The following is a 24,956-nucleotide window of genomic DNA, read 5'->3' as shown; positions in this document are numbered from 1 at the left end:
AAAGGATTTTGACAGGTTGAGTTTATTCCCTACTTTGAAGTGTAAGTCTGCAATTTTCACACATCAAAAATTAAAATAGCCCCTAAGAAGGAGCTATTTTGGATTAACTGAGATTACGCAAATTTGAATTTTGCTTTTAACTTTTCCAATGTCTGCATTACTTTTCCTGTGGTATGGTTTGGCAGTGAACATTTTGCTAAACGTACCCATACACTCCAGAACTGGCGCATAAAGTTCGCCTCGTTGTAGTTAATACCATATTCAGCGCAAAGTGCCTTAATTTTCGGGGCTACTTCTTTATAGCGGTTGGCAGGCATATCTGGGAATAAATGGTGTTCAATTTGATGGCTTAAGTTACCACTCAGAAAATGAAGCCATTCTGTCCCACTAAAATTACTTGAACCACGAATCTGACGTAAATACCACTCTGCCTTAGTTTCAGTATCTGTATTGTCTGGTTCAAACGTTTCTGCATCTTCAGTAAAGTGGCCATTAAAGATCACAGCAGATGACCACAAGTTACGAATAATATTGGCAACTATATTTCCTGCAAAAACTGGTAAAAACATAGGGCCAGAGATTACAGGGAAAAACACATAATCTTTTAAAACTTGGCGTGTTGCTTTTTTACGCACTTTAGCCGAATCTTTCCAAACCTGTTTCCAGCTCTTGGTTTTATAAACTAATGCATCTTCAAGATGTAAGTTTTGTACACCTACATACCATTCAAAGAAAAACATTAACTGTAGGCCGAGTGGAATATTAAACAGATGGCGAGGTTCCCACTTTTGTTGGTCACTTACTCGTAAAAGGCCATAACCTACATCATGGTCTTTACCTACAATATTGGTATAAGTATGGTGCACATAGTTATGTGTTTCACGCCAGTCATCACCCGAGGCAATGGTATCCCAATCGTAAGTATTACCGTTCAGGCTTGGTTCATTTAACCAATCAAACTGGCCATGCATAACGTTATGACCAAGTTCCATGTTTTCTACAATTTTAGAAATACCCAGTAAACCTGTACCCAATAACCAGACAGGTGGAATCCAGCCACCAAACATCAACATGCCACGCGATGCGATTTCGGTATAGCGAACAAAATTACGCACTTTGTAGATATATTTTGCGTCTTGTTCACCAAGACTTTGCATTACGTCTTGACGAATCTGCTCAACACGGCGACCAAACTCTGCAGTTTGTTCCGGTGTTAAATGAGCAGATTTAGAAATGGTAGAAAATTCTAATGCCATATTCATAGGGTTAATCCTCTGTAATTCTTTTTATAGATCAATCGTGACTGGGCTTAATGCCTGGGTCACGCATAGTTTAATTGGACGGTTAGGTTGGTCTTCAATTTCACCTGTTAACAGGTTTTGAGTGACCCCGCTCACTTTGGTACAACTGCATTTATTGCAGACCCCCATACGGCAGCCATGTTGCGGACGTAGTCCCGCCTGCTCTGCACTGCTCAGTAAATTTGTTTCAGCTAAAAATTCATGTTGAGCACGGCGGAAAATAATAGGCTGTGCTGCATGTGTACCAGTCACTTGAAGTGGTTGGAAATATTCTTGATGAAGCTGCGACTGAGCACCTTTTTGTGCATAAATTTCATTCGCCTGCTGCATCATGCCGTGATGACCACAAACATAAGTTGCTGTCCGCTCGAAATCTGGAACCAGCTTTTGCAGTAAGCTTTCAGTTAAATGCTGCTTTTGCGAGGTGGTATTAAAAAAGTGATATTGAAGCTGTGGGTGCTGTTCTGCCAAAGCTTTTAATTCAGCATGAAAAATTTCCGCACGATTAAAATAAATGACATGAATTTGTTCAAGCTGCTGTTTCAAAGCTTGCTGCAAGAGTGAATAAATTGCAGTAATGCCACTTCCTGACGCAATTAAGATGGCAGGCTGCTGGCCTTGATGCAAAATAAAATCACCTTGTGGCTGTGAAATCTCAACACACTCACCCACATGTAATAGTTGAGCTGCACGAGACACCAAACCTTGTACTTTAATACCTAAAGCGATTTCACCCTGAGTAGTCACTTCAATAATCGAGTAACTACGCTGTTGGTAAACGCCATCGATGAGCAAAGTCAGCAGAATACTTTGACCTGCGCGGACCTGATCGAAATTAAAATTACGATTCGGTTTAAGTTTGATAAGCACCATATCGGTATGAAGTGGCTGAACTGCAGTAATTTCTGCAAGTATCCTTTTCCACGCCCAAGTCACGTTAATTTTCTGCAAGACAAAATCAACGAAATCTTCTCGAACCCAATGTGGCTGATAGCTAAGTGTTGCGTTCATACGTTCCTCTTTTGTTTCTGGCTATTTATTTGAGTGAACACATGTTCGTATAGTGAACATATGTACACTATATTTATAACTGTTCACTCAGTCAACACTTGTTCACTATTTTTTTTATGAAAGTTTGCTCTTTTTTGTTAGACTTTGGCTCACGGTTTAAATAGGTTCTTTTAATGTCGATACGGGATGAACGAAAACAGCAAAGTCGTCAGGCACTTCTCGATGCAGCCTTGCATCTGAGCACGTCTGGGCGTTCGTTCAGTAGTATTAGTTTGCGTGAAGTTGCACGTGAAGTAGGTTTAGTACCGACAGCGTTCTATCGTCATTTTCAAGACATGGATGAACTCGGGAAAGAATTGGTTGACCAAGTTGCCCTACATTTAAAAAGCGTTTTACATCAACTAGGGCAAAGTTATTTACAACATAAATCTGCTAAAACCCAAACCAGTATTGAGCTATTTGTGCAGGCAGTAAATCATAGCCCTAAACAGTGGCAATTTATGATTTCAGAGCGTTGGGGAGGCTCAGAAACAGTTCGTGCAGCCATTGCCCGAGAAATCGAATTTTTGATCGAAGATCTCACAACTGATCTGACTAAACTCGAAAATTTTAAACATATTCAAGAGCCTCAAGACTTAAATGTCTTATCTACCATTTTGACCAATATGTCATTTACATGGGCAATGACGTGGCTCAACCTATCGAAACAATATCAAGGTGAACAGCTCAAGCTGCAACAAACTGCCTTTATTGAAAATGCTTCTACACAAGTTCGCCTACTCTTTAGAGGGATTGCAAACTGGGAACGGTAAAAGCGGCAAATGACAAAAAACAGGTTATGTGGTAATACGTAAAGAGAGAAAGAAAAAGGCTAAAAATTTCGAGAAAAGTCTTTTTCTTTTTACAGGAAGTAAATTATTAGTTAGGCCAAACTGGTGTGGGAATACCTATGAATCTTGATCGTCATACACAGTTTTTGATGCGTAAAGAAAAAATTCTGAGCGTGGCAGAAAAATTGTTACTAGAAAACAATCAGGAAATTACTCTAGATGAGTTAGTGGCCGAGCTAGATATTGCTAAAGGCACACTTTATAAGCATTTTAGAAGTAAAAATGAGCTTCTACTTGAGCTAATTATTCAAAATGAAAAGCAAATTTTAGAAATTTCTAAAAAATATAATACAGATTTCAAAGAGTATGCTCCTCATTACATGCTTCACCATTTGCTTACACCTGGAAAAACCATTTTATTGCATCAACTTGAAGAAAATCTGACGATGACAGAGTCTAAGTTGAAGCATCTTTTCGAAGAGCTTTATGAAATCCGCCAACAGCGTATTTTAGCAATTAAAGATATTACTGAAAATTATTTAAAATCATTGAATTATGATATGTCAATTCGTGACTATTTGTCTTATATCTGGTCACTGACTTATGGTGCATCACTGCTTTTAAATTCTACTTATTACCAGCGTTCGATTGGTTCTCGCCAAAAATTAATTAATTTATATATTAATCAGGCATTATCACTGCCGACTCAAACAGCTAATTTTGATGTTTTAAATTTTCAGATTGAAGATGAAAATCAGCAAAATTAATTGAAATATTTCGTGATAATTAACGATAAATTAAATATAAAAATGGGCTTCATATGAAGCCCATTTTTGAAGTAAAGCCTAAACAACTTATTTTGCTTTACGTTCTTTCTCAATTAAATAATTAAGAACTTGAGTGACTTTACCATCTTCACCCTGCACGACATATTTACCATTCACGACAACTGCAGGTACGCCTGTTAATTGGTACTGTTGAGCAAGTTTATTTGACTCGGCAACTTTTGCCGTCACAGCAAATGAGTTGTAAGTACTATTAAATTTCTGCTCAGGGACACCATAACGAGTAAAGAATTTCGCAGCAGAAGCCTGATCAAAAATTTGTTGACCGTTCACCTGAATCGCATGGAATAGTGGTAAATGCGTGCGTTTACGTACACCTAATGCCTCAGATGTATAATATGTACGCGCCCCTTGTTCCCACATTTTATTCATTGCAGCTGGTGTACGCACAAAACGTACATCTTTAGGAATCTGCTTTAACCACGTTTGCATATGCGGTTCAAGTTTAAAACAGTGTGGACATCCATACCAAAAGAACTCTCGAACTTCGATTTTCCCCGGAACTTCCACTTTGCCTGGATTGGCAATCACGGTGTAGTCTTTACCAGCAACAAAATCTGCTGCCATTGCACTACCCGATACGGCCATAATTGCTGCACTCAAACCACCCAAAACCAATTTTTTCATTGTTACAGCTTTTCCTCTAAGTTGTTATGCATTAGCTTATGCCCTAAATATAAAACAAATATGCTAAATTCGTTTTGCTTCTGTGAAGTTTTTTATTGGGTTTATCGCTTTTTTCCCAATAATCGCTACACTAACGGCGAACTACATCCAAAAAGATAACTCAAGTTTAGAGGTAGCACCATGTCGCAATTGAATGTTGATTTACAAGAAATCGCAAAGTTTGAAGCACTTGCTGCCAAATGGTGGGATCAACATTCTGAATTTCGCCCACTTCATCAAATTAATCCACTACGTCTAAACTGGATTGATGAACGTGCAGGCGGTTTAGCTGGTAAAAAAGTACTTGATGTCGGCTGCGGCGGCGGTATTTTGGCCGAAAGCATGGCACGTCGTGGTGCAGATGTATTAGGCATTGATATGGGTGAAGCACCTCTAGCTGTTGGCCGTTTACATGCTCAGCAAGAAAATGTTCAAAATATTGAATATCGTCAAATTCCTGTTGAAGAATTAGCACAAGAACAAGCAGGTCAATACGATGTGGTGACTTGTATGGAAATGATGGAACACGTTCCAGATCCGGCATCTATTGTAAAAGCTTGTCAGGCTCTGGTTAAACCGGGCGGCCATGTGTTCTTCTCGACCATTAACCGTAACCCGAAATCTTATTTATTTGCCATTATTGGTGCAGAGTACGTCCTACGCATGTTGCCAAAAGGTACGCATGATTATCATAAATTTATTCGACCATCTGAAATGGCACATGATATTCGTAATGCTGGCCTTACCTTAAAAGAAATGACTGGACTGCATTACAACCCTCTGACCAAGCATTATTGGTTAGCGCCAAATGTGGACGTTAACTATATGGTTCATACGATTAATACAGGTGCATGATGAAAGCTGTTTTATTTGATTTAGACGGTACGCTTATCGATACAGCTGCGGATTTCATTCGTATTATTCAGCAAATGTGCCGTGATGAAAGACGCCCTGTTGTAGAGGCCGATCTTATTCGCACTCAGGTATCTGAAGGTGCGCGTGCGATGGTGAAATTGGTCTATCCAGAGCTGGATGTGGCCAACCCAATTTTCTTGGCCCATCGTCAAAACTTTTTAGATATTTACGGCAATAATATTGTGGTTGATACAGATCTGTTTGAAGGCATGTACCCACTTCTAGAAGAGTTAGAAGCTGCGCAAATTCCGTGGGGTATTGTGACCAATAAACCACGTGGTTTAAGTGAAGCTCTTTTAGAAAAGTTAAATCTGACAGAACGCTGTGCAGTTTTGGTATGTCCTGAAGATGTCAGTAAAACCAAACCAGACCCTGAACCAATGTATTTGGCCGCTAAACAGTTAAACATCCCAGCAGATGAAATTATTTATGTAGGCGACCACCCACGTGATATTGATGCTGGTCGCAATGCCAATATGTACACTATTTTAGCTGCGTACGGTTATTTGCCTATTGAGCACCGTGATGATCTCGCTGCATGGCAGGCTGATTCGATTGTAAATACGGTGACAGAATTACACGATATGTTACGTCAAAAGCTTCCTGCTCTACAGGAAAATCAGCGTATGATAAGTTAACATCAGAGTTTTATAGACTTTTTTAACAGTTAATCGTTTTATCAATATAAAAAGAAGGAGGTTTACCAATGAAATATTCAGAATATCAACCTCGTCCGGATCTACTTAAAGATCGTGTTATTTTAATCACCGGTGCTGGTGATGGAATTGGGCGAGCTGCGGCTCTAAGTTATGCCCTCCATGGTGCAACCGTTGTCCTGCATGGTAGAACCTTAAACAAACTTGAAGTTATTTATGATGAAATTGAAAGTCTCGGTGCACCGCAACCCGCGATTTTACCGCTACAACTTTCAAGTGCCTCTGACCGTGATTACGACTTTTTAGTCGATACGCTCGAAAAGCAGTTTGGACGTCTAGACGGTATTTTGCATAATGCGGGTATTTTAGGTGAGCGTGTAGAGCTAGCACATTATCCTACAGAAGTGTGGGATGACGTGATGGCAGTTAACTTACGTGCTCCGTTTGCCCTCACTCAAGCCTTATTACCACTTTTGCAAAAATCAGAAAATGCCTCTGTCGTATTTACCAGTTCTGGTGTAGGCCGTGAAGCACGTGCTTTGTGGGGCGCATATTCTGTCTCCAAAATTGCAATTGAAGCAGTGAGTAAAATTTTTGCAGCGGAAAATACTTATCCAAATATCCGCTTTAACTGCATTAACCCAGGCGCAACACGTACTGCAATGCGTGCTAAAGCCTACCCACAAGAAGATCCGAAGACACTACCTACACCTGAGTCAATCTTGCCTGCTTACCTCTATTTAATGGGTGAAGACAGCTTGGCGCTCAATGGTCAAAGTATTGATGCACAGGATTAAAAAGTTAAAGATGAAAAGCTAAATTAAATTACGGCCAATCATCAAATCTGGCTTGCCTATACCTGAAAAGATATATACAAGCCTTTTTTACGATTGATAAAAACTCTTGATCTATCCGTAATTTTAATTGAACCATTAAATGATCTTCACAGTTTCTCTGCATTTTGCGCGTAGAGTATTCAACATGAGAGACATCAGATGTAAACGAGGATGCATCATGAAAAAGTTGTTCACCATCTTAGCCCTATGCATAACCGTACTGACCACCAGTATGGCGAGCTTTGCTGATCCCCCTTTTGACCGAGGCCATGGCCCTAAAGGTCCTAAAGGCGGAGGACCACGCGGTGAGTGGAATGATCGTGGGCCAGGATTTGGACGTGATCATGATGAAGATCGTATCCGTGACGAACGTCGTATGCGTGAAGAACGTGGTTTTGAACGGTTGAAACAGCATCGCTGGCAACCGGGTTATGTTATGCCACAGCACTATCGTGGCAATGGTTATAAAGTCGACTATAAAGACAGCAACCTACCTAAACCGGGCCGTAATCAACAATGGTACAAAATCAATAATGACTATATTTTAGTCGATACAGATTCTAATAGCATTGTCAGTATTCGTGGTTTTTAAAGCGATAGAGCCTCGCTATCGCTGAATAAAAAGGATAAAGCCTTAGGGTTTTATCCTTTTTTATTGCTTATCTAACTTAAAAATAAAAAGATTTTTTATATTTTCACTTTAGATATTTTCTTAATTTCTTCTTATTTCATATTGGGTTTTCACATTTATTCTTCTTGGTCTCCACGATTTATCTGCAATTGTTCACTAATCTTTAGTTATTGAAATTTAACTCATGATTCGAGGTTCATAATGAAAAAATTAACAACAGCAATTGTTCTTTCACTTACTGGTTTAGTTGCAACAACAGCAATGGCAGCGCCTAACGATCATAATCACCATGGCAACTATCAAAACCATGAAGTAAAAACAGTTAAAGTGATTAAAAAAGTTGACCATCGTAATGCTTGGCGAGTGGGTCAAGTTGTACCTCATGAATACCAACACTCACGTTATGTGATTGACTATCGCCAACATCAAAAATTGACTAAACCGGGTCGCTACCAAAAATGGTACAAAGTGAACGGAAATTATGTACTGGTGAATGAACAGAGCCATAAAATCATTAAAGTTGTTCACTAATTTAAAACTTTTTAAACACCCAAACTTAGATTTGGGTGTTTTTTTATCTAAAACATGCGGCTTTAATCTTTTTTGTTTAGAATCATCTTTATATCTTTTTGCTGTTGATTCGAGATCGGTATGTCAAGTAAGCCTGTAAGTAAGTCGCATAATAACACCCAGCATTATGTACACTGGTTTCGACATTCAGCACCCTACATTAATGCGCATCGCGATAAAACGTTTGTCTTGATGTTTGGTGGCGAAGCAGTTCGCCATCCTAATTTCCAGCATATTATCCACGACATTGCTTTATTGCATTCTCTTGGTATTCGATTAATTCTCGTACACGGCGCACGTCCGCAAATTAATCACAACCTTAAAGAAAAAGGAATAGAAACCCCTTTTTATGACAATAGCCGAATTACCACACGTGAATCTTTAGGCTGTGTCATGAATGCTGTAGGCTCTATTCGCTTAGAAATTGAAGCATTACTTTCTATGGGTTTAGCGAACTCTCCAATGTATGGCGCTCGCATAGACGTGATATCAGGTAATTTTGTGACTGCGAAGCCTTATGGTATTCGTGACGGGATGGATTTCCAGCTCACAGGTGAAGTTCGTTCTATCGATACCGATGCGATTGATCGACACCTCGATAATCATAATATTGTGTTATTGGGGCCAACAGGTTATTCCACTACAGGCGAAGTATTTAATTTGCGAGCAGAAGAAGTTGCGACAAAAACTGCAACTTATTTAAAAGCAGATAAACTCATTTTTCTAGGTGAGCAACAAGGCCTGCTGAATGAAGATGAGCAAATATTACGTGAATTAAGCCCACATCAACTGGACTACTACATTCAGCAATACCAAACCATCAGTCCAACACTCACCTTGCATTTGCAACAAGCAAAAAAAGCGTCTTTGTCAGGCGTACACCGCGTTCATCTTATTTCTTATGCCTATGATGGTGCCCTCCTCGAAGAGTTATTTACCCGAGATGGTATAGGGACCATGATTACCGATGCGCATTATGAAGAAGTGCGTACAGCCCACATTCAAGATGTAGGTGGTTTAATGAATTTATTACGTCCGCTAGAAGAAGAAGGTATTCTGGTTTATCGTTCACGTGAACGTTTAGAACAAGAAATTAGCCAGTTCGCTGTCATTGAGCGCGACGGTACTATTCTAGCGTGCGCTGCACTTTATCCAATTCCAACAGAGTTTAATGAAACACGTTCAGCAGAAATTGCCTGCGTCGCAGTACACCCAAGTTATCGTAAATCAAACCGCGGTAGCCAGATTTTGCAATTCCTTGAAGAAAAGGCAAAAGAGCAAGGTATTCGTCAATTATTTGTTTTAACGACTCGAACAGCTCACTGGTTCTTAGAACACGGTTTCCATCAGGTGAGTGTTGATGATTTACCAAATGCTCGTCAGGCGCTTTATAACTATCAAAGGAATTCTTTAGTCTTTAAGAAACTGCTTCCTTAGCCTTTGCTCTTTTTAAGATATTCTTATTTCAGATAAGCTTAGTTCAAAAAGTACAACCGTAAACACGATTAATTTATGGTTGTACTTTTTTTAAATCTAAATTTTTTAAGGTTTTAATATTTTTTATTTTATTTACATCAACTTACTCACAATTCATTAAATATATTTCTATTAGATAAATCATTTTTTCGCATAAGTTTATAGCCTATTGTGTTTAGCTTTTTTTTGCATAAATAAAGACCGAATACTTATTTTTTCTGAAATAAAAATCCATTTAGGGTATCTGCTCATCCAATTATTTTTTTCTTTTTCTCTTTCGGAGAGTACGAAATCTCATGGCACTTTTCAACACCACTTCATGGGCAAAATATTCAGTCATCGCGGCCAGCCTTGCAGGAGTGATGATGTTAAGTGGTTGTGCCAAAAAAGAGGAACAAGCTACCACAACATTAAATATCGGCTATCAAAAATATGGGATTCTTCCTATTTTAAAGGCTCGTGGTGACTTAGAAAAAGCATTAAAAGAACAAGGCGTGCAAGTGAAATGGGTTGAGTTTCCTGCTGGCCCTCAATTGCTTGAAGGTTTAAACGTAGGAAGTGTTTCACTCGGTGAAGCAGGTGAAGCGCCACCGATCTTTGCTCAGGCTGCCAATCCAAATTTAGTCTATGTCGCAAACCAACCTGCTGCGCCAAAAGCTGAAGCACTATTGGTACAAAAAGACTCTCCAATCCAGTCTATTAAAGACTTAAAAGGCAAACGTGTTGCTCTTAACAAAGGCTCAAATGTTCATTACCTATTGTTAAAGGTTCTAGAAGCCAACAACTTAAGCTTAAGTGATATTCAACCTGTTTATTTACCGCCATCAGACGCACGTGCTGCTTTTGAAAAAGGTGCTGTGGATGCATGGGTGATCTGGGATCCGTTCTTTGCAGCAGCTGAACATCAAATTCAGGCACGAGTTTTAGCAACAGGTGAAAACTTGGTAAGCAATCATCAGTTCTATCTAGCTGACCGTAAATTTGCAGAAAATAATCCGAAAGTTCTCAATACAGTTGTGCAAACCCTTAATCAAACAACTGAATGGGTGAGTTTACATCAGGATGAAGCGGCCAAGCTACTCGAAAAACCTACAGCACTTGAGTTTGATGTACTCAAAACTTCCATTTCACGTATGGGTTTTGGAGTTCAGCCAATATCTGACAAAGTGGCACAAGAACAACAACAAGTAGCTGATGCCTTTTATACACAAAAGCTCATTCCAAACAAACTCACCATTCAAGATGCCATTTTAAAACTGAAATAAACCCAGCTTAGGCACGGCAAATAACCATATAAATGCTGTGCCTTGCCTCAAGGGGAACAAGGATATCAATATGCAACATCAGTCATTATTTAATAAGAGTCAGTGGGCACAACTAGCTAAACGCATCAGTGCAGTCACTGTATTAGGTTTAACAATTGCCGCACCCGCTTGGGCGATTGATCCAACTGTAAAAGAACTTCGTATTGGTTTTCAAAAAAGTTCGATTAACTTTGCAATTGCCAAACAGCAAAAATTATTTGAACAAGAATTTCCAAATGCCAAAGTTACTTGGAACGAGTTCCCTGCTGGTCCACAAATTTTAGAAGCTTTAGCTGTCGGTTCACTTGATGTAGGCGTTACTGGAGATACACCTCCTGTCTACGCACAAGCGGCTGGCAAGCCTTTGTATTACATTGCCTATGAAGCAGCTAAACCACTAGCATCGGCAATCTTAGTTCCTAAAAACTCGCAACTCAAACAGCTGAAAGACCTTAAAGGTAAACGTATTGCGCTACAAAAAGGTTCGAGTTCACATTACTTACTTGTGCAAGCTGTACGTAAAGCAGGCCTAAACTGGAGTGACATTACTCCGATCTGGCTTACACCTGCCGATGCTCGCGCAGCATTTCAAAAAGGTGCTGTTGATGCATGGGCAATTTGGGACCCTTACTTCGCTTCAGCACAACTAGAAGACCAAGCTCGTGTTCTTGCATCGGGTAAAGGCTTAAGCCCGAACTATACATTTTATTTAGCAGCTCCAAATTTTGTTAAACAACATCCGAAAGCTGTTTCAGGGCTCATCAAACAAATCAATCAAGCCGATAAATGGGTTCAAAGTCATCAAGCAGAAACGGCAGGTGCGATTGGTCAAAGTACAGGTCTTAAACCTGCAACCAGTGATTTATTTATTAAACGCCGTCCGCGTCCTTCATCAGCCGCTCCTCTTAACAGCAAAGTGATTGCTGAGCAGCAGCAACTCGCAGACATCTTTACTCAACAAGGGATCATCCCAAAACCAATCAGCATTAAACAAGCTGTTTGGGGCGCCAAGTAATTTCAATAGATATATAGGTAATGCACATGAAAATTTTCTGGTTTATTCCTACCCACGGTGATAGTCGCTATTTAGGTACAAGTAAAGGCGCTCGTCAGGTTGACCATGCCTATATGAAGCAAATTGCTGTGGCAGTAGATAACTTGGGTTACGAAGGAGTACTTATTCCAACAGGTCGTTCATGTGAAGATCCTTGGATTACGGCGGCTAGCCTCATTGACGCAACTCAACACCTTAAGTTTTTAGTCGCGTTACGTCCGGGTGTAACAACACCAGCTTTGGCTGCGCGTATGGCTGCAACATTTGACCGCTTGTCGAATGGTCGAGTGTTACTCAACTTAGTGACTGGTGGCGATGAAGCTGAACTACGCGGCGATGGGTTATATGAAGACCATGAAACCCGTTATCAAACTGCCAATGAATATGTAAAAATCTGGCGTGAAATTTTGACGCGTTCACATACGGGTGAAGCTTTTACATTCCATGGTGAACGCTTACAAGTCGATGATGCAAAACTACTTTACCCACCTGTTCAAAAGCCTTACCCCCCACTTTGGTTCGGCGGCTCTTCAGACGTCGCTGTCGATTTGGCTGCTGAGCAAGTTGATACTTACCTTACGTGGGGCGAGCCACCAGCAGCAGTCAAACAAAAGATCGAACATGTTCGCGCCAAAGCTGAGGCTAAAGGCCGTAAATTAACTTATGGCATTCGCTTGCATGTGATTGTTCGTGAAACCAACGAACAAGCTTGGGCTGCGGCAAACGAACTGATTCAATATCTAGATGATGCAACTATTGCTGCTGCACAGAAAAAATTTGCACAAATGGACTCGGTAGGCCAACAACGTATGGCAGCTCTTCACGGCGGTAACCGAGACAAGCTTGAAGTATCTCCAAACCTTTGGGCAGGAATTGGTTTAGTCCGTGGTGGCGCTGGTACAGCACTTGTAGGTGACCCTGAAACCGTTGCTGCTCGTATTCAGGAATATGCTGATTTAGGTATTGATACCTTCATTTTCTCGGGCTATCCACACCTTGAAGAATCAATTCGTTTTGCAGAGTTAGTATTCCCGTTATTACCAATTGAGACCCGAGCTAAACTTGCTCAGCCAAATTTGACCGGTCCATTCGGTGAAATTATTGCCAATAATTATGTTCCAGACGAGAAGAAGCAAAATAGTTCCGTCAAGGAGCCTGCATGATCAAAGCTGAAAGTATTGTTTCACGTGGAACAAAACAAGTCGGGCAGCGTTTGCTGCCTTGGATTTTCCCTATTGTTCTATTGATTGTTTGGCAAATTGCCTCAAGCTCGGGTCTTTTAGAGAACCGTATTTTGCCTGCACCCACTGCTGTAGTTTCCGCTTTTTGGCATCTACTGGTGAGTGGCGAACTTTGGCAGCACGTTAAAGTCAGTGCAGGGCGTGCTTTACTGGGGTTACTGATTGGCGGTGGCTTAGGTTTGTTATTGGGTCTACTCAACGGATCTTCACGATTCGCCTCTACCCTGCTCGATACGACCTTACAAATGATTCGTAACATCCCAGCTTTAGCCCTCATTCCACTCGTCATCTTATGGTTCGGTATTGATGAAACAGCGAAATTATTTTTAGTCGCAGTAGGTGTTTTCTTCCCTATCTATATCAACACTTATCACGGTATTCGGTCAGTTGATCCTCAATTAATTGAGATGGGTAAAAGCTACGGACTTTCGCGTTGGCAGCTCTATAAAGAAATTATCCTACCGGGTGCCATGCCTTCTATTTTAGTAGGTTTACGCTTTGCATTAGGTTTGGTTTGGGTATTGCTCATTGTTGCTGAAACCATTTCAGCTCAAGCAGGTATTGGTTATATGACTATGAATGCACGTGAGTTTTTACAAACGGATGTCGTTCTGGTCGGTATTCTTCTTTACGCCTTATTAGGCAAACTAGCAGATGTTTTAGCACAGCTTTTAGAACGCTATTTACTACGTTGGCACTCTGGATATCAGAAATAAGGGAGCTTAGAACATGACAAATCTGAATTTAAATATTAATCAGAATGAAGTACAGCTCATTCCGGAAGAACCAACAGAATCTCAAGAACCTGTATTAGGTGCAGAGATTCTGATTGAGCAACTTTATAAATTCTATGGTGAGGTAAAGGTTCTCGAAGATCTTGACCTACACATCCAGCCAGGTGAGTTTTTAGCTATTGTTGGCCGAAGTGGTTGTGGCAAAAGTACGTTATTACGTTTAATCGCTCAACTTGAAAAAGCCAGTTTTGGGGAAATCAAATTCAAATCTGCCCGACATTTGCGTGAAGGTATTACCAGCGATGACATACGGGTTATGTTCCAAGACCCACGCCTATTGCCTTGGAGAAATATTCTTCAAAATGTGCAACTGGGTTTATCTAAAGCGCAACATGCTTTAGCAGAAGAATTACTAGAAAAAGTCGGCTTAAAAGAAAAATCTGGGCAATGGCCTTCACAGCTTTCAGGTGGTCAACTTCAGCGTACAGCCTTAGCACGTGCGTTATCTCATACTCCGCGTATTTTGCTGTTAGATGAGCCATTAGGGGCATTAGACGCGTTAACTCGCCTTGAGATGCAAAGCTTGATTGAGCACTTGTGGAAAGAGCAAGGCTTCACTGCAATTTTAGTCACCCACGATGTAAGTGAAGCCGTACAATTGGCTGACCGTATTATATTATTAGATAAGGGCCAGATTGCTCAAAGCTTCCAAGTTAATTTACCGCGTCCCCGTAAAAAGAGTATTTCTTTTGCTCAGCTTGAACAGCAAGTACTCGATGCAGTTTTAGCAACCTAAGGTTGCGATGAGTAATGAGAATCTCACAGCCGAAAATGCACAATTTATGAGCAATAAAATTGCTGTTTTATTGCTCTTTTTTAGGGCGAAATTTAAAAAATATTTTTAAGAATAACAATAAACTAGTGAATCTCTCTATTTTTTGCACAATAGTATATCTATTACGCAAATAACTAGCCGTTTTTTGATTAAAAAAGCAAGACACCTGTGCACAAATCAAACAATTTCCCTTACAATGGGAGTATTATTTTTTTAATTATGCAGCAGATGGAACAAAAAAAGAGTACCCAAAAGCGCAATCAGCTCCTTGCTGCCGCCCTTGATGTATTTTCAGTCTATGGGTTCAGTGGTGCAAGTCTGGATGAAATTGCCCAACTCGCCGACATGCATAAGTCGAATATTTTCTATTACTATGAAAATAAAGAGTCTTTATATGTAGAAGTGCTCACAACCGTTTTACAAAAATGGTTGGCTCCCTTACAAACTTTAGAAGCTGAATTAGAACCAGCCGAAGCCTTATCGCACTATTTAATTCAAAAAATCGAACTATCTCGTAGCCAACCGAAAGCCTCTAGATTGTTTGCATTAGAAATTATTCAAGGTGCTCCGCATATTTTACCTATTCTCAAAGGACCATTAAAAAAACTATTTAAAAGGAAAGCTAAAGTCATTCAGACCTGGCAAGAAGAAGGGAAAATTTCCCCAGATATCGACCCAGAATTATTAATCTTAAATATTTGGGGCCTTACGCAAAACTATGCAGATTTTGCAACTCAAATGGAAATGGTGACCGGAAAAACTCTGCGTAACCGCAGTATGTTCCAGCGTTCAATTGAACATACAGTCCACCTAATGCTTTACGGCGTATTACCTCGTTAAAACCAGAAAAAGATCGGCAAATTTGCCGATCTTTTTTTTAGAAATGATTTTGATAAAGTGCTAAGAGCTTTTGTGCACCTAATAATAAATTTTCTTCCCAATCTAGATGAGCCGTGTCATCTGCCCCATCAGTAATATACTTTACCGAAATCAGACGTACGCCTAATTTATGGCAGACTTTGGCTAAAGCATATCCTTCCATATCCACCACATCACAAGCTACTTTTGGCTGACCCGTTTCAAATGAATCACCAGTTCCACATACTGCTTTTGGTAAATCAACAAAATGCGGTTGAAGGTGAATCTCGGCAGCTAAATGATTATCTAACGGCGTTACACCGACTTTAAACCCTAACGGTGAAACGTCCATATCTCGTTGTACAAACGTTTTTATTTCAACTAAATCGTGTCGATTAAATGCAGAGCTTCCAGCTGTACCTAGGTTAATTAAAGTTTTGCATCCTGTTTTTTGAATAACTTCAAATGCTTTAAAGGCAGCATTAATCTTACCAATACCACTGTAATGGACTTCAACACCTGCTTGTTCAAATAAACCTTTAGATTCATTAGGAAGTGCCATAATTAAAGCAATATCAGCGTTCATTCAAAAAGCTCAGATCAAAATTAAATAAATTAGAAAATAAGTATAAATCAGGTGCAAAAGCTTTTTTGCACCTTTTTACCACTACTGCATTTTTTGTTGTAAGGCGATTAAACACGGAGAAAAGAACAGTTGGCCGCTATATGCCCCTGCTAGCGTTTTCTTCATTACCACACCCCACATTGTCAGTAATAAAAGACTCAATGCCACAGCAACGTATTGTAAAAATACAATTTCAACCTGATGTCCTAAGTTAAATAATGCCAGAATAAATACGCCTAATGGAAAGGTTAAGCCCCACCAGCCTAAATTAAATGGAATACCTGTTTTTGCATGACGAAGTGTTGTTAAAATCGCAAGACCGAGCCACCATAAACCGAAGCCTAAAAGCACGAGACTACCTACAACTCCTAAAGCTTGAAAGACATGCGCAAATTGATGAAATCCTACATGTGGAGCCACTCTTTCCGCTTGCTCACCTAGCAACAAGAGACCTAAAGCACCTGTACCGATAGGACCTAAAGACAACCAGCTAGAAATTGCGACTTCTTTTTCAGGTAGCTGATGTAAAGCCATACGCAGCATTAAAATTGTCAAAATAGCGAATGCAGGTAGAACAGAAATTCCCCAAAGTACGTAGCCCCCCATTAATAAATGAAAGCTATGCAAATCTGCTGGTAAATGCCCGACTAACATGCCCGCAGAACTTGCGGCTACTTCACATGCAACCACTGGTAATAGCCAGATTGCAGTCATGGTATGTAATTGATGGTTCTGACGACTAAACATACAAAATGGTACAATCCACGCAATTGCTAGCGCTAAAAAGACATCGATGTACCATAAAGCTTGGGCGATATGGATTGCGACTTCACCGTAAAGCCCGATACCAAAGCTTAAAAAGCCATTTAGTATGGTAGCGAGCCCCATCGGAATAGCGCCTAAAAACAAGCTCATATTTGGATGATCAAAAATTTGCTTCGCCTCATGAGGGAAAAGAAACCACCGCAATAAATAAAGAACTGAAAAAACACTGAATAAGACAATATTAAATTGCCATAACCAAGTTGCTAACGTGAATAAAAATGATTGAGCAAATGGCAGCTGGATTAAAATCATACTCACCACGCCAGTACCCATAGTCGTTGTAAACCAATTTGGAGTAAAATGTCGTATAACATCTTTGCTTTGATTTAATTGATAAAAGGGTTTTTTCATCTTAGTTCTCTAATCAAAGAGTGGATAAAGACATAGTAGAGCAAACCATTAATAAGAAAAATTGCTTTATTTTTATTTAATTCATCAGTATTTTAGATATAAAGATATTCATTTTGAAAAATAACTGAGTAAAAACACAACAACAAGACGAATCTGTGAGATTATGGCAATATATAGCCCTTGCAAAAATAGCCATATTTTAAGTTCATGAAACTGCTTCGTCTTAATGCGTTATCGCCCAACTTTCAGTTACCTCAAACAGCGGTAACTATTGGTAATTTTGATGGTGTCCATTTAGGCCACCAAGCGATGATTGCTCAACTCAAAAAAATTGCTGCAGCACAAGGCTTAAAAACTTTGGTCATGATTTTTGAGCCACAACCGCTTGAGTTCTTCAAAGGTTACGATGCACCTCCTCGTATTAATTCACTACGGGAAAAAGTTGAATACCTAGCTGAGCTTGGCGTTGACTATATTGCGGTTGCTAAATTTGATGAACATTTTCGTAGCATGAGCGCATCTGCCTTCGCAGATTTATTAAAAGACAAATTAAATGCTCAAGCTTTGGTTTTAGGAGATGACTTTCATTTCGGCAAAGACCGCCAAGGCAACAGTGAATTTTTAAAAGATTATGGCTTCCAAGTCACAAATTTACATACCATTGAACTTGAAGGTGAACGCGTCAGTTCAACCCGTATTCGCCAAGTACTTCAAGTGGGTAATCTCGCTTTAGCAGCTAAATTATTAGGCCGTCCGTACAGTATTACTGGACGTGTCCAATATGGCGATCAAATTGGTCGAACTCTTGATTTTCCAACCATTAATGTTCGACTCAACCGCCACAAACCTTGTTTAAACGGTATTTATGGCGTTGAAGTCATTTGCGAAACGACTTCTCTCACTGAAAAAGTGCGCCAAGAAACACCAGAGAAACTGGGAATTGCCGGATATCATGAAAATAGCCTCTATGGTGCAGGTCATGTCGGTACACGTCCCGCCATTCAGCAAGAACATCCAGAATGGAGATTAGAAGTACATTTCCCTGATGTTTCTGCTAATCTGTATGGCTTATTTATGCGGGTGACTTTTCTTCACTATCTTCATGGTGAATTGAACTACCCTTCGCTTGAAGCACTTAAGGCTGGAATTGATAATGACGTGCAACAGTTACGACAATACCGTAACGACACGACACAATTTCCTTTTTAATTCGAATTTTGATTGTAAAACATGTCAGCACCCAAGCTGATTAAAACTGGATGAAAACTTGCATGAGCGATAAGCAAACTCCTGAGAATGCAGTGGACTACAAAGCCACGCTAAACCTGCCGGATACTCAATTTGCAATGAAAGCAAATTTGGCAGTACGTGAAGTGAAATGGTTAGAAGAGTGGTATACCGACAACATTTATCAGCAGATTCGTGCATCGCGTATTGGCAAGAAAAAATATATTTTGCATGATGGCCCTCCATATGCGAACGGTACAATTCACTTGGGTCATGCGGTCAATAAAGTACTCAAAGACGTTATTGTAAAAAGCCGTACACTTTCAGGTTTTGATGCACCATATGTTCCAGGTTGGGACTGTCATGGCTTGCCAATCGAACTAAAAGTCGAAGAGAAAGTAGGTAAAGTGGGTGAAAAAGTTGACGCAGCAACTTTCCGTAAACTTTGCCGTGAATACGCGCTAAAACAAATTGATTTACAACGTACTGACTTTAAACGTCTTGGTATTTTAGGTGATTGGGATAATCCTTACCTCACCATGAATTACAAACAAGAAGCCGATATCGTTCGTGCTCTAGGTCTCATCCAGAAAAATGGCCATATCCAACCAGGTTTAAAGCCAGTGAACTGGTGTATGGACTGTGGTTCAGCACTTGCTGAAGCAGAAGTTGAATATGAAGATAAAAAATCTGACGCAATTGACGTTGGCTTTGGCGTTGTAGATTTAAAAGATTTAAGTGCCCGCTTAAACGTAGAAATTCAAGACCCAACAGATATTGTGATCTGGACGACTACACCGTGGACATTACCAGCTAACCAAGCCGTTGCGTTGCATGCCGAAATTGAATATCAATTGGTACAAGTATCTACTGAGCGCGGTAAGCAAAACTTCATTCTTGCTAAAGACTTAGTTGCTTCAGCAATCGAACGCTATAAGCTTGAAAACCCAGTTGTTTTAGCTGACTTTACAGGTTCAGCTCTTGAAAACCTTACCCTGCAACACCCTTTACTTACTGATCGTCAAGTTCCAGTTATTTTGGGTGAACACGTTATTGCAACAAGCGGTACAGGTGCAGTACACACAGCGCCTGGCCATGGTGCAGACGACTATAAGGTAGGTCTTCAATATAACCTTAAAGTAGACAATCCAGTCGGTGGTAACGGTGTTTATTTACCAACTGCTCCAATCTACGCTGGTGAACACATCTATAAAGCTAATCCAAAGATTATTGAAGCTTTAGGTGCTGTAGGCCGTTTATGGGCTCATCAGCCAATTAAACATAGCTACCCACACTGCTGGCGCCATAAGACTCCAATTATTTTCCGTGCTACACCACAATGGTTCATTAGCATGGATCAAAAAGGGTTACGTGAAGGTGCGCTTAATGCCATTGAAAATGATATCGAGTTTGTACCGAACTGGGGCAAAAATCGCATTGAATCAATGATCGAAGGTCGTCCGGACTGGTGTATCTCACGTCAACGTACTTGGGGTGTTCCAATTCCTTTCTTCGTTCATAAAGATACGAATGAATTACATCCTCGTACACCTGAACTCATCGAAGAAGTTGCTCAACTGATCGAACAAGAAGGTATTGAAGCATGGTTCAAACGTGAAGCAAAAGACTTCATAGGTGAAGATGCTGAACAATACAACGCCGTTCGCGATACGCTTGATGTATGGTTCGACTCTGGTACAACACATTACGCTGTACTTGAGCAACGTGAAGAATTAGAAAGCCCTGCTGATTTATATTTAGAGGGCTCAGACCAACACCGTGGTTGGTTCCAATCTTCTTTATTAACGTCTATGGCAATTCACAATCGTGCGCCATATAAAGCCTTGTTAACTCATGGTTTTACAGTTGATGAAAATGGCCGTAAATTGTCGAAGTCTTTAGGCAACTATATCCCGCTTGAAGAAATCATCAAACAGCTTGGTGCCGATGGTTTACGTCTATATGTAGCTTCTAGTGACTACCGTTATGAAATCGCAGCATCGAAAGAAATCTTTAGCCGTGTAAGTGATAGCTATCGTCGTATTCGTAATACTCTACGCTTCTTACTTGCCAACCTAAATGGTTTCAAACCAAGCACAGATGCTTTACCAGTAGATGACTTAATTGCGCTAGATCAATACATCTTGCAGCGTGCAAATGAAGTACAACAAACTATTATCATTGCTTATGAAGAAATGAACTTCCATGTGGTGTGTAGTGCGTTAACAAGCTTCTGTATTAATGACTTAGGTGGTTTCTACCTAGACATTATCAAAGACCGCCAATATACAACGAAGGCTGACTCACAAGCACGTCGCTCTGCACAAACAGCGCTTTACCATATAGTCCAAGCATTTATCCGTTGGATGAGCCCGATTTTAAGCTTTACCGCTCAAGAAGCTTGGCCATTGATTCCAGAACAAACTGAAAAGTATGTATTTACATCAGAATGGTATGACTTGCCTGTTTCATCAAAAGCAAATTTGCTTTCTGAAGAAGATTGGCAAACATTGATTAGCGTAAAATCTGCAGTAAATAAACAGATTGAAGCAGCGCGTAACGCTAAACTTGTCGGCAGTAATCTTTCAGCCAAAGTTGAACTTTGGGCCAATGAATCATTACAAACAGTTTTAAACCGACTGGCTGATGAACTCCGTTTTGTTCTTATTACTTCACAAGTAGTAGTACATCCATTTGCTGAGCAAGGCGAAGCAACTGAAATGGAAGGCTTACGTGTACAAATATCTGCGGCTGAAGGTGAAAAATGTGCACGTTGCTGGCACGTCCTTCCAGATGTAAATACACATGCCGATCATCCTGGTTTATGTGGTCGTTGTATTGTGAACGTCACTGGTCGTGGCGAAGTGAGAAAATATGCCTAATTCACAAGCTAAAAAAGGCTTATTCCAGTTTTATCCACACAACCTGATTTGGCTTGGACTTTCTGTCCTTGCCATTGTATTGGATCAATGGACAAAATGGATTGCAAGTACACATCTCAACTATGCAGATCCTGTACCGGTACTTCCATTTTTAAACTGGACACTATTACATAACTATGGTGCAGCTTTTAGCTTTTTATCAGATGCTGGAGGATGGCAACGCTATTTCTTCACATCTCTGGCAGGCTTAGTTTCAATCCTTTTTGTATTTTGGTTAATGCGTATGCCTAAAAAAATGGTGGTGCTACCTGTAGCTATCGCTTTAATTTTAGGTGGAGCATTAGGTAATTTAATTGACCGTATTACTCTAGGATATGTGGTCGATTTCATTCATGTTTATTACCAAAATCATCACTTTCCAGCTTTTAATATTGCGGACAGTGCCATTACTCTAGGTACAATTTTGCTACTCATCGATACATTCTTCCTTGAGAAGCAACGTAATCAAAATTCGGATGCATAATATGACCGAAATTATTCAACCTAACGAAGAAATTCGTATCCAAGAAGGTTCTAAAGTCGACCTACACTTTTCTGTTGCTCTTGAAAATGGGGTAGAAATTGACAATACACGTAGCCGTGAAGAACCTGTTAGCTTAACTATTGGAGACGGTAACTTATTACCAGGTTTTGAGAAAGCCCTTCTTGGCTTACGTGCGGGTGATCGACGTACTGTACATCTACCACCAGAAGATGCTTTTGGTCCATGGAATCCGGAAAATATTCAAACTTTTGATACGGTTAAATTCGAACAACGACCTATTCCTGGTCACATGATCGAGTTTGAAGATAAAGCAAAAGCAACTTTATTTGGTGTCGTGAAATCAGTGAATGATGATATTACTGAAATTGATTTCAACCACCCTTTAGCTGGCAAAAATATTACTTTTGAAGTAGAGATATTCAAAGTAACTCCAGCTGGCCAGCAAGGCATTAAACTCATGTAAATAAAAAAAGCCCTCTGAATGAGGGCTTTTTTATAATTTAATTTTTATTAGTGATATAAAAATCCTTACAAATTCTATATTCTCTCCTACCTATATAATGAATTAAGTTATAAAGATAAAAACTCTTAGGAAAAATACATGCTGGTCTATATCATCGTAGGAAGTGTTCGTGAAGGACGTACAGCAATTAAAGTTGCCAATTGGCTAGAATCCACAATTCCATCATTTAATCTAGAAGATTTTCAGACAGAAGTAATTGATTTAAAAGAGTGGAATTTACCGTTATTTTCAGGCTCTCACCCACCCGCTACCGGGATTTATGATCAACCTAAACAACAAGAATGGGCAGACAAAATTGCTCAAGCAGACGCATTTATCTTTATTAGCCCAGAATACAACCATGGTTACAGCCCAGCTTTAAAAAATGCACTTGATTATGTCGGTAAGGAATGGGGAGGTAAACCTGCTGCATTTATTGGCTATGGTTCAACAAATGGCTCTCGATCTATTAGCCAAATACGTCAAGTCACCTCAAGTTTAAGTATCATTGACCCAAACGCTGTAATAGAAATTCGGGATATATTTAAGCGCAATAAAGATGAAAAATTCGAAGCTAATGAGTTTGAAGTAAAAGGACTTCAATCCATTGTTGAGAAACTACAGAAATATCATTTGTCTTAAATTGAACAAAAGGCCTCTTTTCCAAACAAAAGAGGCCTTTTAATTTTATAAACTTTTTAAATAATTCACTACGTCAGTATTACTAGCCATTTCTGCAAGCTCTAATGCGGTATATTCACTCTTATAAGCGACATGTGCACCTTTCTCAACTAAGAGTTGAACTATCTCTAAATGGTCATTTTCAGCAGCCGCTTGTAGAGCACTATATCCCTCATCATCTGTCTGATTAGGTTCTTCTCCATCTATTAATAATTGTTTTACTTGATCGATATCACCTAAAGATGCCCAATAAATCAATGCAGGCAAAGATAGCTCCTCATCATCTTCAGGTATTGGAGAGAAAGAATTGATTTTCATGGACGTACCCAAAAATAATAGAGTTCATCATTATATTCATAGAATGCAGCCAGAATACAAATCTAATTTTAGATCTATCTTTTATTAAAAATTAAATTCCCCCAATAAAAAAACACCCCCATTCATTGGAACGGGGGTGTTTAGAATAATGAGCTGGCGATGACTTACTCTCACATGGGTAACCCCACACTACCATCAGCGCTAAGAGGTTTCACTTCTGAGTTCGGGAAGGGATCAGGTGGTTCACTCTTGCTATGGTCGCCAGCACAACTGTTTATGGATACTTGCTTCGTTTTATTCACTGTGTGATACGTTGCGTTTTCCAAATCTTTACAGATGGGCTGATTGAATCTGATTTTGTTCATTTTAGCTAAGTGTTTAACTAAATCAAGTTGCTTTGCATGTTTATGAATCGATTGATGCTTCATATACAACTGCTTGGGTGTTGTATAGTCAAGCCTCACGAGCAATTAGTATTGGTCAGCTTCACATATCACTATGCTTCCACATCCAACCTATCAACGTCCTAGTCTCGAACGGCTCTTTAGAGGAATAAATTCCTAGGGAAATCTTATCTTGAGGTAGGCTTCCCGCTTAGATGCTTTCAGCGGTTATCCCTTCCGAACATAGCTACCCGGCGATGCGACTGGCGTCACAACCGGTACACCAGAGGTTCGTCCACTCTGGTCCTCTCGTACTAGGAGCAGATCCTCTCAAATTTCCAGCGCCCACGGTAGATAGGGACCGAACTGTCTCACGACGTTCTAAACCCAGCTCGCGTACCTCTTTAAATGGCGAACAGCCATACCCTTGGGACCTGCTTCAGCCCCAGGATGAGATGAGCCGACATCGAGGTGCCAAACACCGCCGTCGATATGAACTCTTGGGCGGTATCAGCCTGTTATCCCCAGAGTACCTTTTATCCGTTGAGCGATGGCCCTTCCATACAGAACCACCGGATCACTAAGACCTACTTTCGTACCTGCTCGACTTGTGGGTCTCGCAGTTAAGCGCGCTTTTGCCTTTATACTCTACGCGTGATTTCCGACCACGCTGAGCGCACCTTCGTACTCCTCCGTTACTCTTTAGGAGGAGACCGCCCCAGTCAAACTACCCACCAGACATGGTCCTCGCCCCGGATTACGGGGCAGAGTTAGAACCTCAACATTACCAGGGTGGTATTTCAAGGACGGCTCCATTGGAACTAGCGTTCCAACTTCAAAGCCTCCCACCTATCC

25 protein-coding genes and 2 rRNA genes are annotated in these 24,956 nt (G+C 40.2%); 19 read left to right on the top strand and 8 right to left on the bottom strand.

The window, feature by feature from the left end:
• Nucleotides 1-113: 113 nt before the first annotated feature.
• On the bottom strand, nucleotides 114-1,256 hold the full coding sequence (locus tag ACINWC141_RS01960) for a fatty acid desaturase family protein (RefSeq protein WP_081399990.1): 1,143 nt from the start codon (nucleotides 1,254-1,256) through the stop codon (nucleotides 114-116).
• A gap of 30 nt (nucleotides 1,257-1,286) precedes the next feature.
• A complete protein-coding gene (locus tag ACINWC141_RS01955; RefSeq protein ID WP_009387428.1) occupies nucleotides 1,287-2,312 on the bottom strand; it encodes a ferredoxin reductase in 1,026 nt (341 codons plus the stop codon).
• A gap of 173 nt (nucleotides 2,313-2,485) precedes the next feature.
• Between ACINWC141_RS01955 and ACINWC141_RS01950 the strand changes: the two genes are divergently transcribed.
• Both ACINWC141_RS01950 and ACINWC141_RS01945 read left to right on the top strand, forming a co-directional pair.
• On the top strand, nucleotides 2,486-3,124 hold the full coding sequence (locus ACINWC141_RS01950; RefSeq protein WP_009387652.1) for a TetR family transcriptional regulator: 639 nt from the start codon (nucleotides 2,486-2,488) through the stop codon (nucleotides 3,122-3,124).
• A 137-nt stretch (nucleotides 3,125-3,261) separates the two neighbouring features.
• Complete coding sequence (locus tag ACINWC141_RS01945) at nucleotides 3,262-3,909, top strand: TetR/AcrR family transcriptional regulator (protein WP_009387430.1); 648 nt, start codon at nucleotides 3,262-3,264, stop codon at nucleotides 3,907-3,909.
• Between the two features lie 87 nt (nucleotides 3,910-3,996).
• Here the strand turns inward: ACINWC141_RS01945 and ACINWC141_RS01940 are convergent, their stop codons facing one another.
• Complete coding sequence (locus ACINWC141_RS01940; RefSeq protein ID WP_002120747.1) at nucleotides 3,997-4,614, bottom strand: thiol:disulfide interchange protein DsbA/DsbL; 618 nt, start codon at nucleotides 4,612-4,614, stop codon at nucleotides 3,997-3,999.
• A gap of 180 nt (nucleotides 4,615-4,794) precedes the next feature.
• On the opposite strand from ACINWC141_RS01940, the gene ubiG reads away from it, so the two are divergent.
• The 12 genes from ubiG (at nucleotide 4,795) to ACINWC141_RS01880 (ending at nucleotide 15,745) form a co-directional block, all read left to right on the top strand.
• Entirely contained in the window at nucleotides 4,795-5,508 is a 714-nt protein-coding gene (gene ubiG, locus ACINWC141_RS01935; RefSeq protein ID WP_005804826.1) for a bifunctional 2-polyprenyl-6-hydroxyphenol methylase/3-demethylubiquinol 3-O-methyltransferase UbiG, read from the top strand.
• Nucleotides 5,505-6,206 carry an HAD family hydrolase gene (locus ACINWC141_RS01930; RefSeq protein ID WP_081399983.1) on the top strand — a complete coding sequence of 234 codons (702 nt, stop codon included), beginning with the start codon at nucleotides 5,505-5,507 and terminating at the stop codon, nucleotides 6,204-6,206. Before ubiG ends, ACINWC141_RS01930 begins: the two co-directional genes overlap by 4 nt.
• A gap of 68 nt (nucleotides 6,207-6,274) precedes the next feature.
• Nucleotides 6,275-7,021, top strand: a complete 747-nt coding sequence (locus tag ACINWC141_RS01925) for a YciK family oxidoreductase (protein WP_009387635.1) — start codon at nucleotides 6,275-6,277, stop codon at nucleotides 7,019-7,021.
• 217 nt (nucleotides 7,022-7,238) lie between these two features.
• A complete protein-coding gene (locus ACINWC141_RS01920) occupies nucleotides 7,239-7,652 on the top strand; it encodes an RcnB family protein (RefSeq protein WP_009387402.1) in 414 nt (137 codons plus the stop codon).
• Between the two features lie 240 nt (nucleotides 7,653-7,892).
• Nucleotides 7,893-8,222 carry an RcnB family protein gene (locus tag ACINWC141_RS01915; RefSeq protein WP_009387622.1) on the top strand — a complete coding sequence of 110 codons (330 nt, stop codon included), beginning with the start codon at nucleotides 7,893-7,895 and terminating at the stop codon, nucleotides 8,220-8,222.
• A gap of 120 nt (nucleotides 8,223-8,342) precedes the next feature.
• On the top strand, nucleotides 8,343-9,698 hold the full coding sequence (gene argA, locus ACINWC141_RS01910) for an amino-acid N-acetyltransferase (RefSeq protein WP_034677326.1): 1,356 nt from the start codon (nucleotides 8,343-8,345) through the stop codon (nucleotides 9,696-9,698).
• A gap of 335 nt (nucleotides 9,699-10,033) precedes the next feature.
• The gene (locus tag ACINWC141_RS01905) at nucleotides 10,034-11,002 is read left to right on the top strand and encodes a sulfonate ABC transporter substrate-binding protein (protein ID WP_009387692.1); all 969 of its coding nucleotides are present in this window, start codon (nucleotides 10,034-10,036) and stop codon (nucleotides 11,000-11,002) included.
• Nucleotides 11,003-11,072: 70 nt separating this feature from the next.
• The gene (locus ACINWC141_RS01900) at nucleotides 11,073-12,056 is read left to right on the top strand and encodes a sulfonate ABC transporter substrate-binding protein (protein WP_009387471.1); all 984 of its coding nucleotides are present in this window, start codon (nucleotides 11,073-11,075) and stop codon (nucleotides 12,054-12,056) included.
• 26 nt (nucleotides 12,057-12,082) lie between these two features.
• Nucleotides 12,083-13,258 (top strand): FMNH2-dependent alkanesulfonate monooxygenase, encoded by a 1,176-nt coding sequence (gene ssuD / locus ACINWC141_RS01895; RefSeq protein ID WP_009387373.1) that lies wholly within the window; start codon nucleotides 12,083-12,085, stop codon nucleotides 13,256-13,258.
• Nucleotides 13,255-14,052 carry an aliphatic sulfonate ABC transporter permease SsuC gene (gene ssuC, locus ACINWC141_RS01890; RefSeq protein ID WP_009387421.1) on the top strand — a complete coding sequence of 266 codons (798 nt, stop codon included), beginning with the start codon at nucleotides 13,255-13,257 and terminating at the stop codon, nucleotides 14,050-14,052. The genes ssuD and ssuC overlap by 4 nt, the downstream gene beginning before the upstream one ends.
• Before the next feature lie 13 nt (nucleotides 14,053-14,065).
• Nucleotides 14,066-14,866 carry an ABC transporter ATP-binding protein gene (locus ACINWC141_RS01885; RefSeq protein ID WP_009387488.1) on the top strand — a complete coding sequence of 267 codons (801 nt, stop codon included), beginning with the start codon at nucleotides 14,066-14,068 and terminating at the stop codon, nucleotides 14,864-14,866.
• 258 nt (nucleotides 14,867-15,124) lie between these two features.
• Complete coding sequence (locus ACINWC141_RS01880) at nucleotides 15,125-15,745, top strand: TetR/AcrR family transcriptional regulator (RefSeq protein ID WP_009387703.1); 621 nt, start codon at nucleotides 15,125-15,127, stop codon at nucleotides 15,743-15,745.
• A 37-nt stretch (nucleotides 15,746-15,782) separates the two neighbouring features.
• Here the strand turns inward: ACINWC141_RS01880 and ACINWC141_RS01875 are convergent, their stop codons facing one another.
• Nucleotides 15,783-16,349: a 5'-methylthioadenosine/S-adenosylhomocysteine nucleosidase family protein gene (locus tag ACINWC141_RS01875; protein WP_009387658.1), complete on the bottom strand. Its 567-nt coding sequence runs from the start codon at nucleotides 16,347-16,349 to the stop codon at nucleotides 15,783-15,785.
• Between the two features lie 81 nt (nucleotides 16,350-16,430).
• Nucleotides 16,431-17,564: a TDT family transporter gene (locus ACINWC141_RS01870; RefSeq protein ID WP_034677321.1), complete on the bottom strand. Its 1,134-nt coding sequence runs from the start codon at nucleotides 17,562-17,564 to the stop codon at nucleotides 16,431-16,433.
• A 207-nt stretch (nucleotides 17,565-17,771) separates the two neighbouring features.
• On the opposite strand from ACINWC141_RS01870, the gene ribF reads away from it, so the two are divergent.
• The 5 genes from ribF (at nucleotide 17,772) to ACINWC141_RS01845 (ending at nucleotide 23,361) form a co-directional block, all read left to right on the top strand.
• On the top strand, nucleotides 17,772-18,773 hold the full coding sequence (gene ribF / locus ACINWC141_RS01865; RefSeq protein WP_009387482.1) for a bifunctional riboflavin kinase/FAD synthetase: 1,002 nt from the start codon (nucleotides 17,772-17,774) through the stop codon (nucleotides 18,771-18,773).
• Nucleotides 18,774-18,835: 62 nt separating this feature from the next.
• Nucleotides 18,836-21,673, top strand: coding sequence for an isoleucine--tRNA ligase (ileS, locus tag ACINWC141_RS01860; RefSeq protein WP_009387691.1), 2,838 nt, complete (start codon nucleotides 18,836-18,838; stop codon nucleotides 21,671-21,673).
• Nucleotides 21,666-22,196 carry a signal peptidase II gene (gene lspA / locus ACINWC141_RS01855; RefSeq protein WP_009387467.1) on the top strand — a complete coding sequence of 177 codons (531 nt, stop codon included), beginning with the start codon at nucleotides 21,666-21,668 and terminating at the stop codon, nucleotides 22,194-22,196. Before ileS ends, lspA begins: the two co-directional genes overlap by 8 nt.
• Nucleotide 22,197: 1 nt before the next feature.
• Nucleotides 22,198-22,680 (top strand): FKBP-type peptidyl-prolyl cis-trans isomerase, encoded by a 483-nt coding sequence (locus ACINWC141_RS01850; protein WP_009387701.1) that lies wholly within the window; start codon nucleotides 22,198-22,200, stop codon nucleotides 22,678-22,680.
• Between the two features lie 138 nt (nucleotides 22,681-22,818).
• On the top strand, nucleotides 22,819-23,361 hold the full coding sequence (locus ACINWC141_RS01845) for an NADPH-dependent FMN reductase (protein ID WP_009387643.1): 543 nt from the start codon (nucleotides 22,819-22,821) through the stop codon (nucleotides 23,359-23,361).
• 45 nt (nucleotides 23,362-23,406) lie between these two features.
• Here ACINWC141_RS01845 and ACINWC141_RS01840 read toward each other — a convergent pair whose 3' ends face one another.
• From ACINWC141_RS01840 to ACINWC141_RS01830, 3 genes are all read right to left on the bottom strand, one after another.
• Nucleotides 23,407-23,718: an ankyrin repeat domain-containing protein gene (locus ACINWC141_RS01840; RefSeq protein ID WP_034677313.1), complete on the bottom strand. Its 312-nt coding sequence runs from the start codon at nucleotides 23,716-23,718 to the stop codon at nucleotides 23,407-23,409.
• A gap of 151 nt (nucleotides 23,719-23,869) precedes the next feature.
• Nucleotides 23,870-23,984: ribosomal RNA gene (rrf, locus tag ACINWC141_RS01835) — 5S ribosomal RNA — on the bottom strand.
• Between the two features lie 183 nt (nucleotides 23,985-24,167).
• Nucleotides 24,168-24,956 (bottom strand): 23S ribosomal RNA (locus ACINWC141_RS01830); the annotation flags it as partial.

The sequence above is a fragment of the Acinetobacter sp. WC-141 genome (genome assembly GCF_000313935.1).
GTDB lineage: Bacteria > Pseudomonadota > Gammaproteobacteria > Pseudomonadales > Moraxellaceae > Acinetobacter.
This window is presented reverse-complemented; position numbering and strand designations above follow the sequence as displayed.

Bases quoted from the DNA above. Each gene is read 5' to 3' on its own strand.
- ACINWC141_RS01950 (WP_009387652.1), top strand. From the start codon at position 2,486: ATGTCGATACGGGATGAACGAAAACAGCAAAGTCGTCAGGCACTTCTC.
- ACINWC141_RS01915 (WP_009387622.1), top strand. From the start codon at position 7,893: ATGAAAAAATTAACAACAGCAATTGTTCTTTCACTTACTGGTTTAGTT.
- ACINWC141_RS01955 (WP_009387428.1), bottom strand. From the start codon at position 2,312: ATGAACGCAACACTTAGCTATCAGCCACATTGGGTTCGAGAAGATTTC.
- ACINWC141_RS01885 (WP_009387488.1), top strand. From the start codon at position 14,066: ATGACAAATCTGAATTTAAATATTAATCAGAATGAAGTACAGCTCATT.
- ACINWC141_RS01925 (WP_009387635.1), top strand. From the start codon at position 6,275: ATGAAATATTCAGAATATCAACCTCGTCCGGATCTACTTAAAGATCGT.
- ACINWC141_RS01960 (WP_081399990.1), bottom strand. From the start codon at position 1,256: ATGGCATTAGAATTTTCTACCATTTCTAAATCTGCTCATTTAACACCG.
- ACINWC141_RS01920 (WP_009387402.1), top strand. From the start codon at position 7,239: ATGAAAAAGTTGTTCACCATCTTAGCCCTATGCATAACCGTACTGACC.
- ssuD (WP_009387373.1), top strand. From the start codon at position 12,083: ATGAAAATTTTCTGGTTTATTCCTACCCACGGTGATAGTCGCTATTTA.
- ACINWC141_RS01930 (WP_081399983.1), top strand. From the start codon at position 5,505: ATGATGAAAGCTGTTTTATTTGATTTAGACGGTACGCTTATCGATACA.
- ACINWC141_RS01940 (WP_002120747.1), bottom strand. From the start codon at position 4,614: ATGAAAAAATTGGTTTTGGGTGGTTTGAGTGCAGCAATTATGGCCGTA.
- ACINWC141_RS01945 (WP_009387430.1), top strand. From the start codon at position 3,262: ATGAATCTTGATCGTCATACACAGTTTTTGATGCGTAAAGAAAAAATT.
- ACINWC141_RS01850 (WP_009387701.1), top strand. From the start codon at position 22,198: ATGACCGAAATTATTCAACCTAACGAAGAAATTCGTATCCAAGAAGGT.
- ACINWC141_RS01870 (WP_034677321.1), bottom strand. From the start codon at position 17,564: ATGAAAAAACCCTTTTATCAATTAAATCAAAGCAAAGATGTTATACGA.
- ACINWC141_RS01840 (WP_034677313.1), bottom strand. From the start codon at position 23,718: ATGAAAATCAATTCTTTCTCTCCAATACCTGAAGATGATGAGGAGCTA.
- ACINWC141_RS01900 (WP_009387471.1), top strand. From the start codon at position 11,073: ATGCAACATCAGTCATTATTTAATAAGAGTCAGTGGGCACAACTAGCT.
- ACINWC141_RS01905 (WP_009387692.1), top strand. From the start codon at position 10,034: ATGGCACTTTTCAACACCACTTCATGGGCAAAATATTCAGTCATCGCG.
- ACINWC141_RS01875 (WP_009387658.1), bottom strand. From the start codon at position 16,349: ATGAACGCTGATATTGCTTTAATTATGGCACTTCCTAATGAATCTAAA.
- ACINWC141_RS01845 (WP_009387643.1), top strand. From the start codon at position 22,819: ATGCTGGTCTATATCATCGTAGGAAGTGTTCGTGAAGGACGTACAGCA.
- ACINWC141_RS01880 (WP_009387703.1), top strand. From the start codon at position 15,125: ATGCAGCAGATGGAACAAAAAAAGAGTACCCAAAAGCGCAATCAGCTC.
- ubiG (WP_005804826.1), top strand. From the start codon at position 4,795: ATGTCGCAATTGAATGTTGATTTACAAGAAATCGCAAAGTTTGAAGCA.
- ssuC (WP_009387421.1), top strand. From the start codon at position 13,255: ATGATCAAAGCTGAAAGTATTGTTTCACGTGGAACAAAACAAGTCGGG.
- ileS (WP_009387691.1), top strand. From the start codon at position 18,836: ATGAGCGATAAGCAAACTCCTGAGAATGCAGTGGACTACAAAGCCACG.
- argA (WP_034677326.1), top strand. From the start codon at position 8,343: ATGTCAAGTAAGCCTGTAAGTAAGTCGCATAATAACACCCAGCATTAT.
- lspA (WP_009387467.1), top strand. From the start codon at position 21,666: ATGCCTAATTCACAAGCTAAAAAAGGCTTATTCCAGTTTTATCCACAC.
- ribF (WP_009387482.1), top strand. From the start codon at position 17,772: ATGAAACTGCTTCGTCTTAATGCGTTATCGCCCAACTTTCAGTTACCT.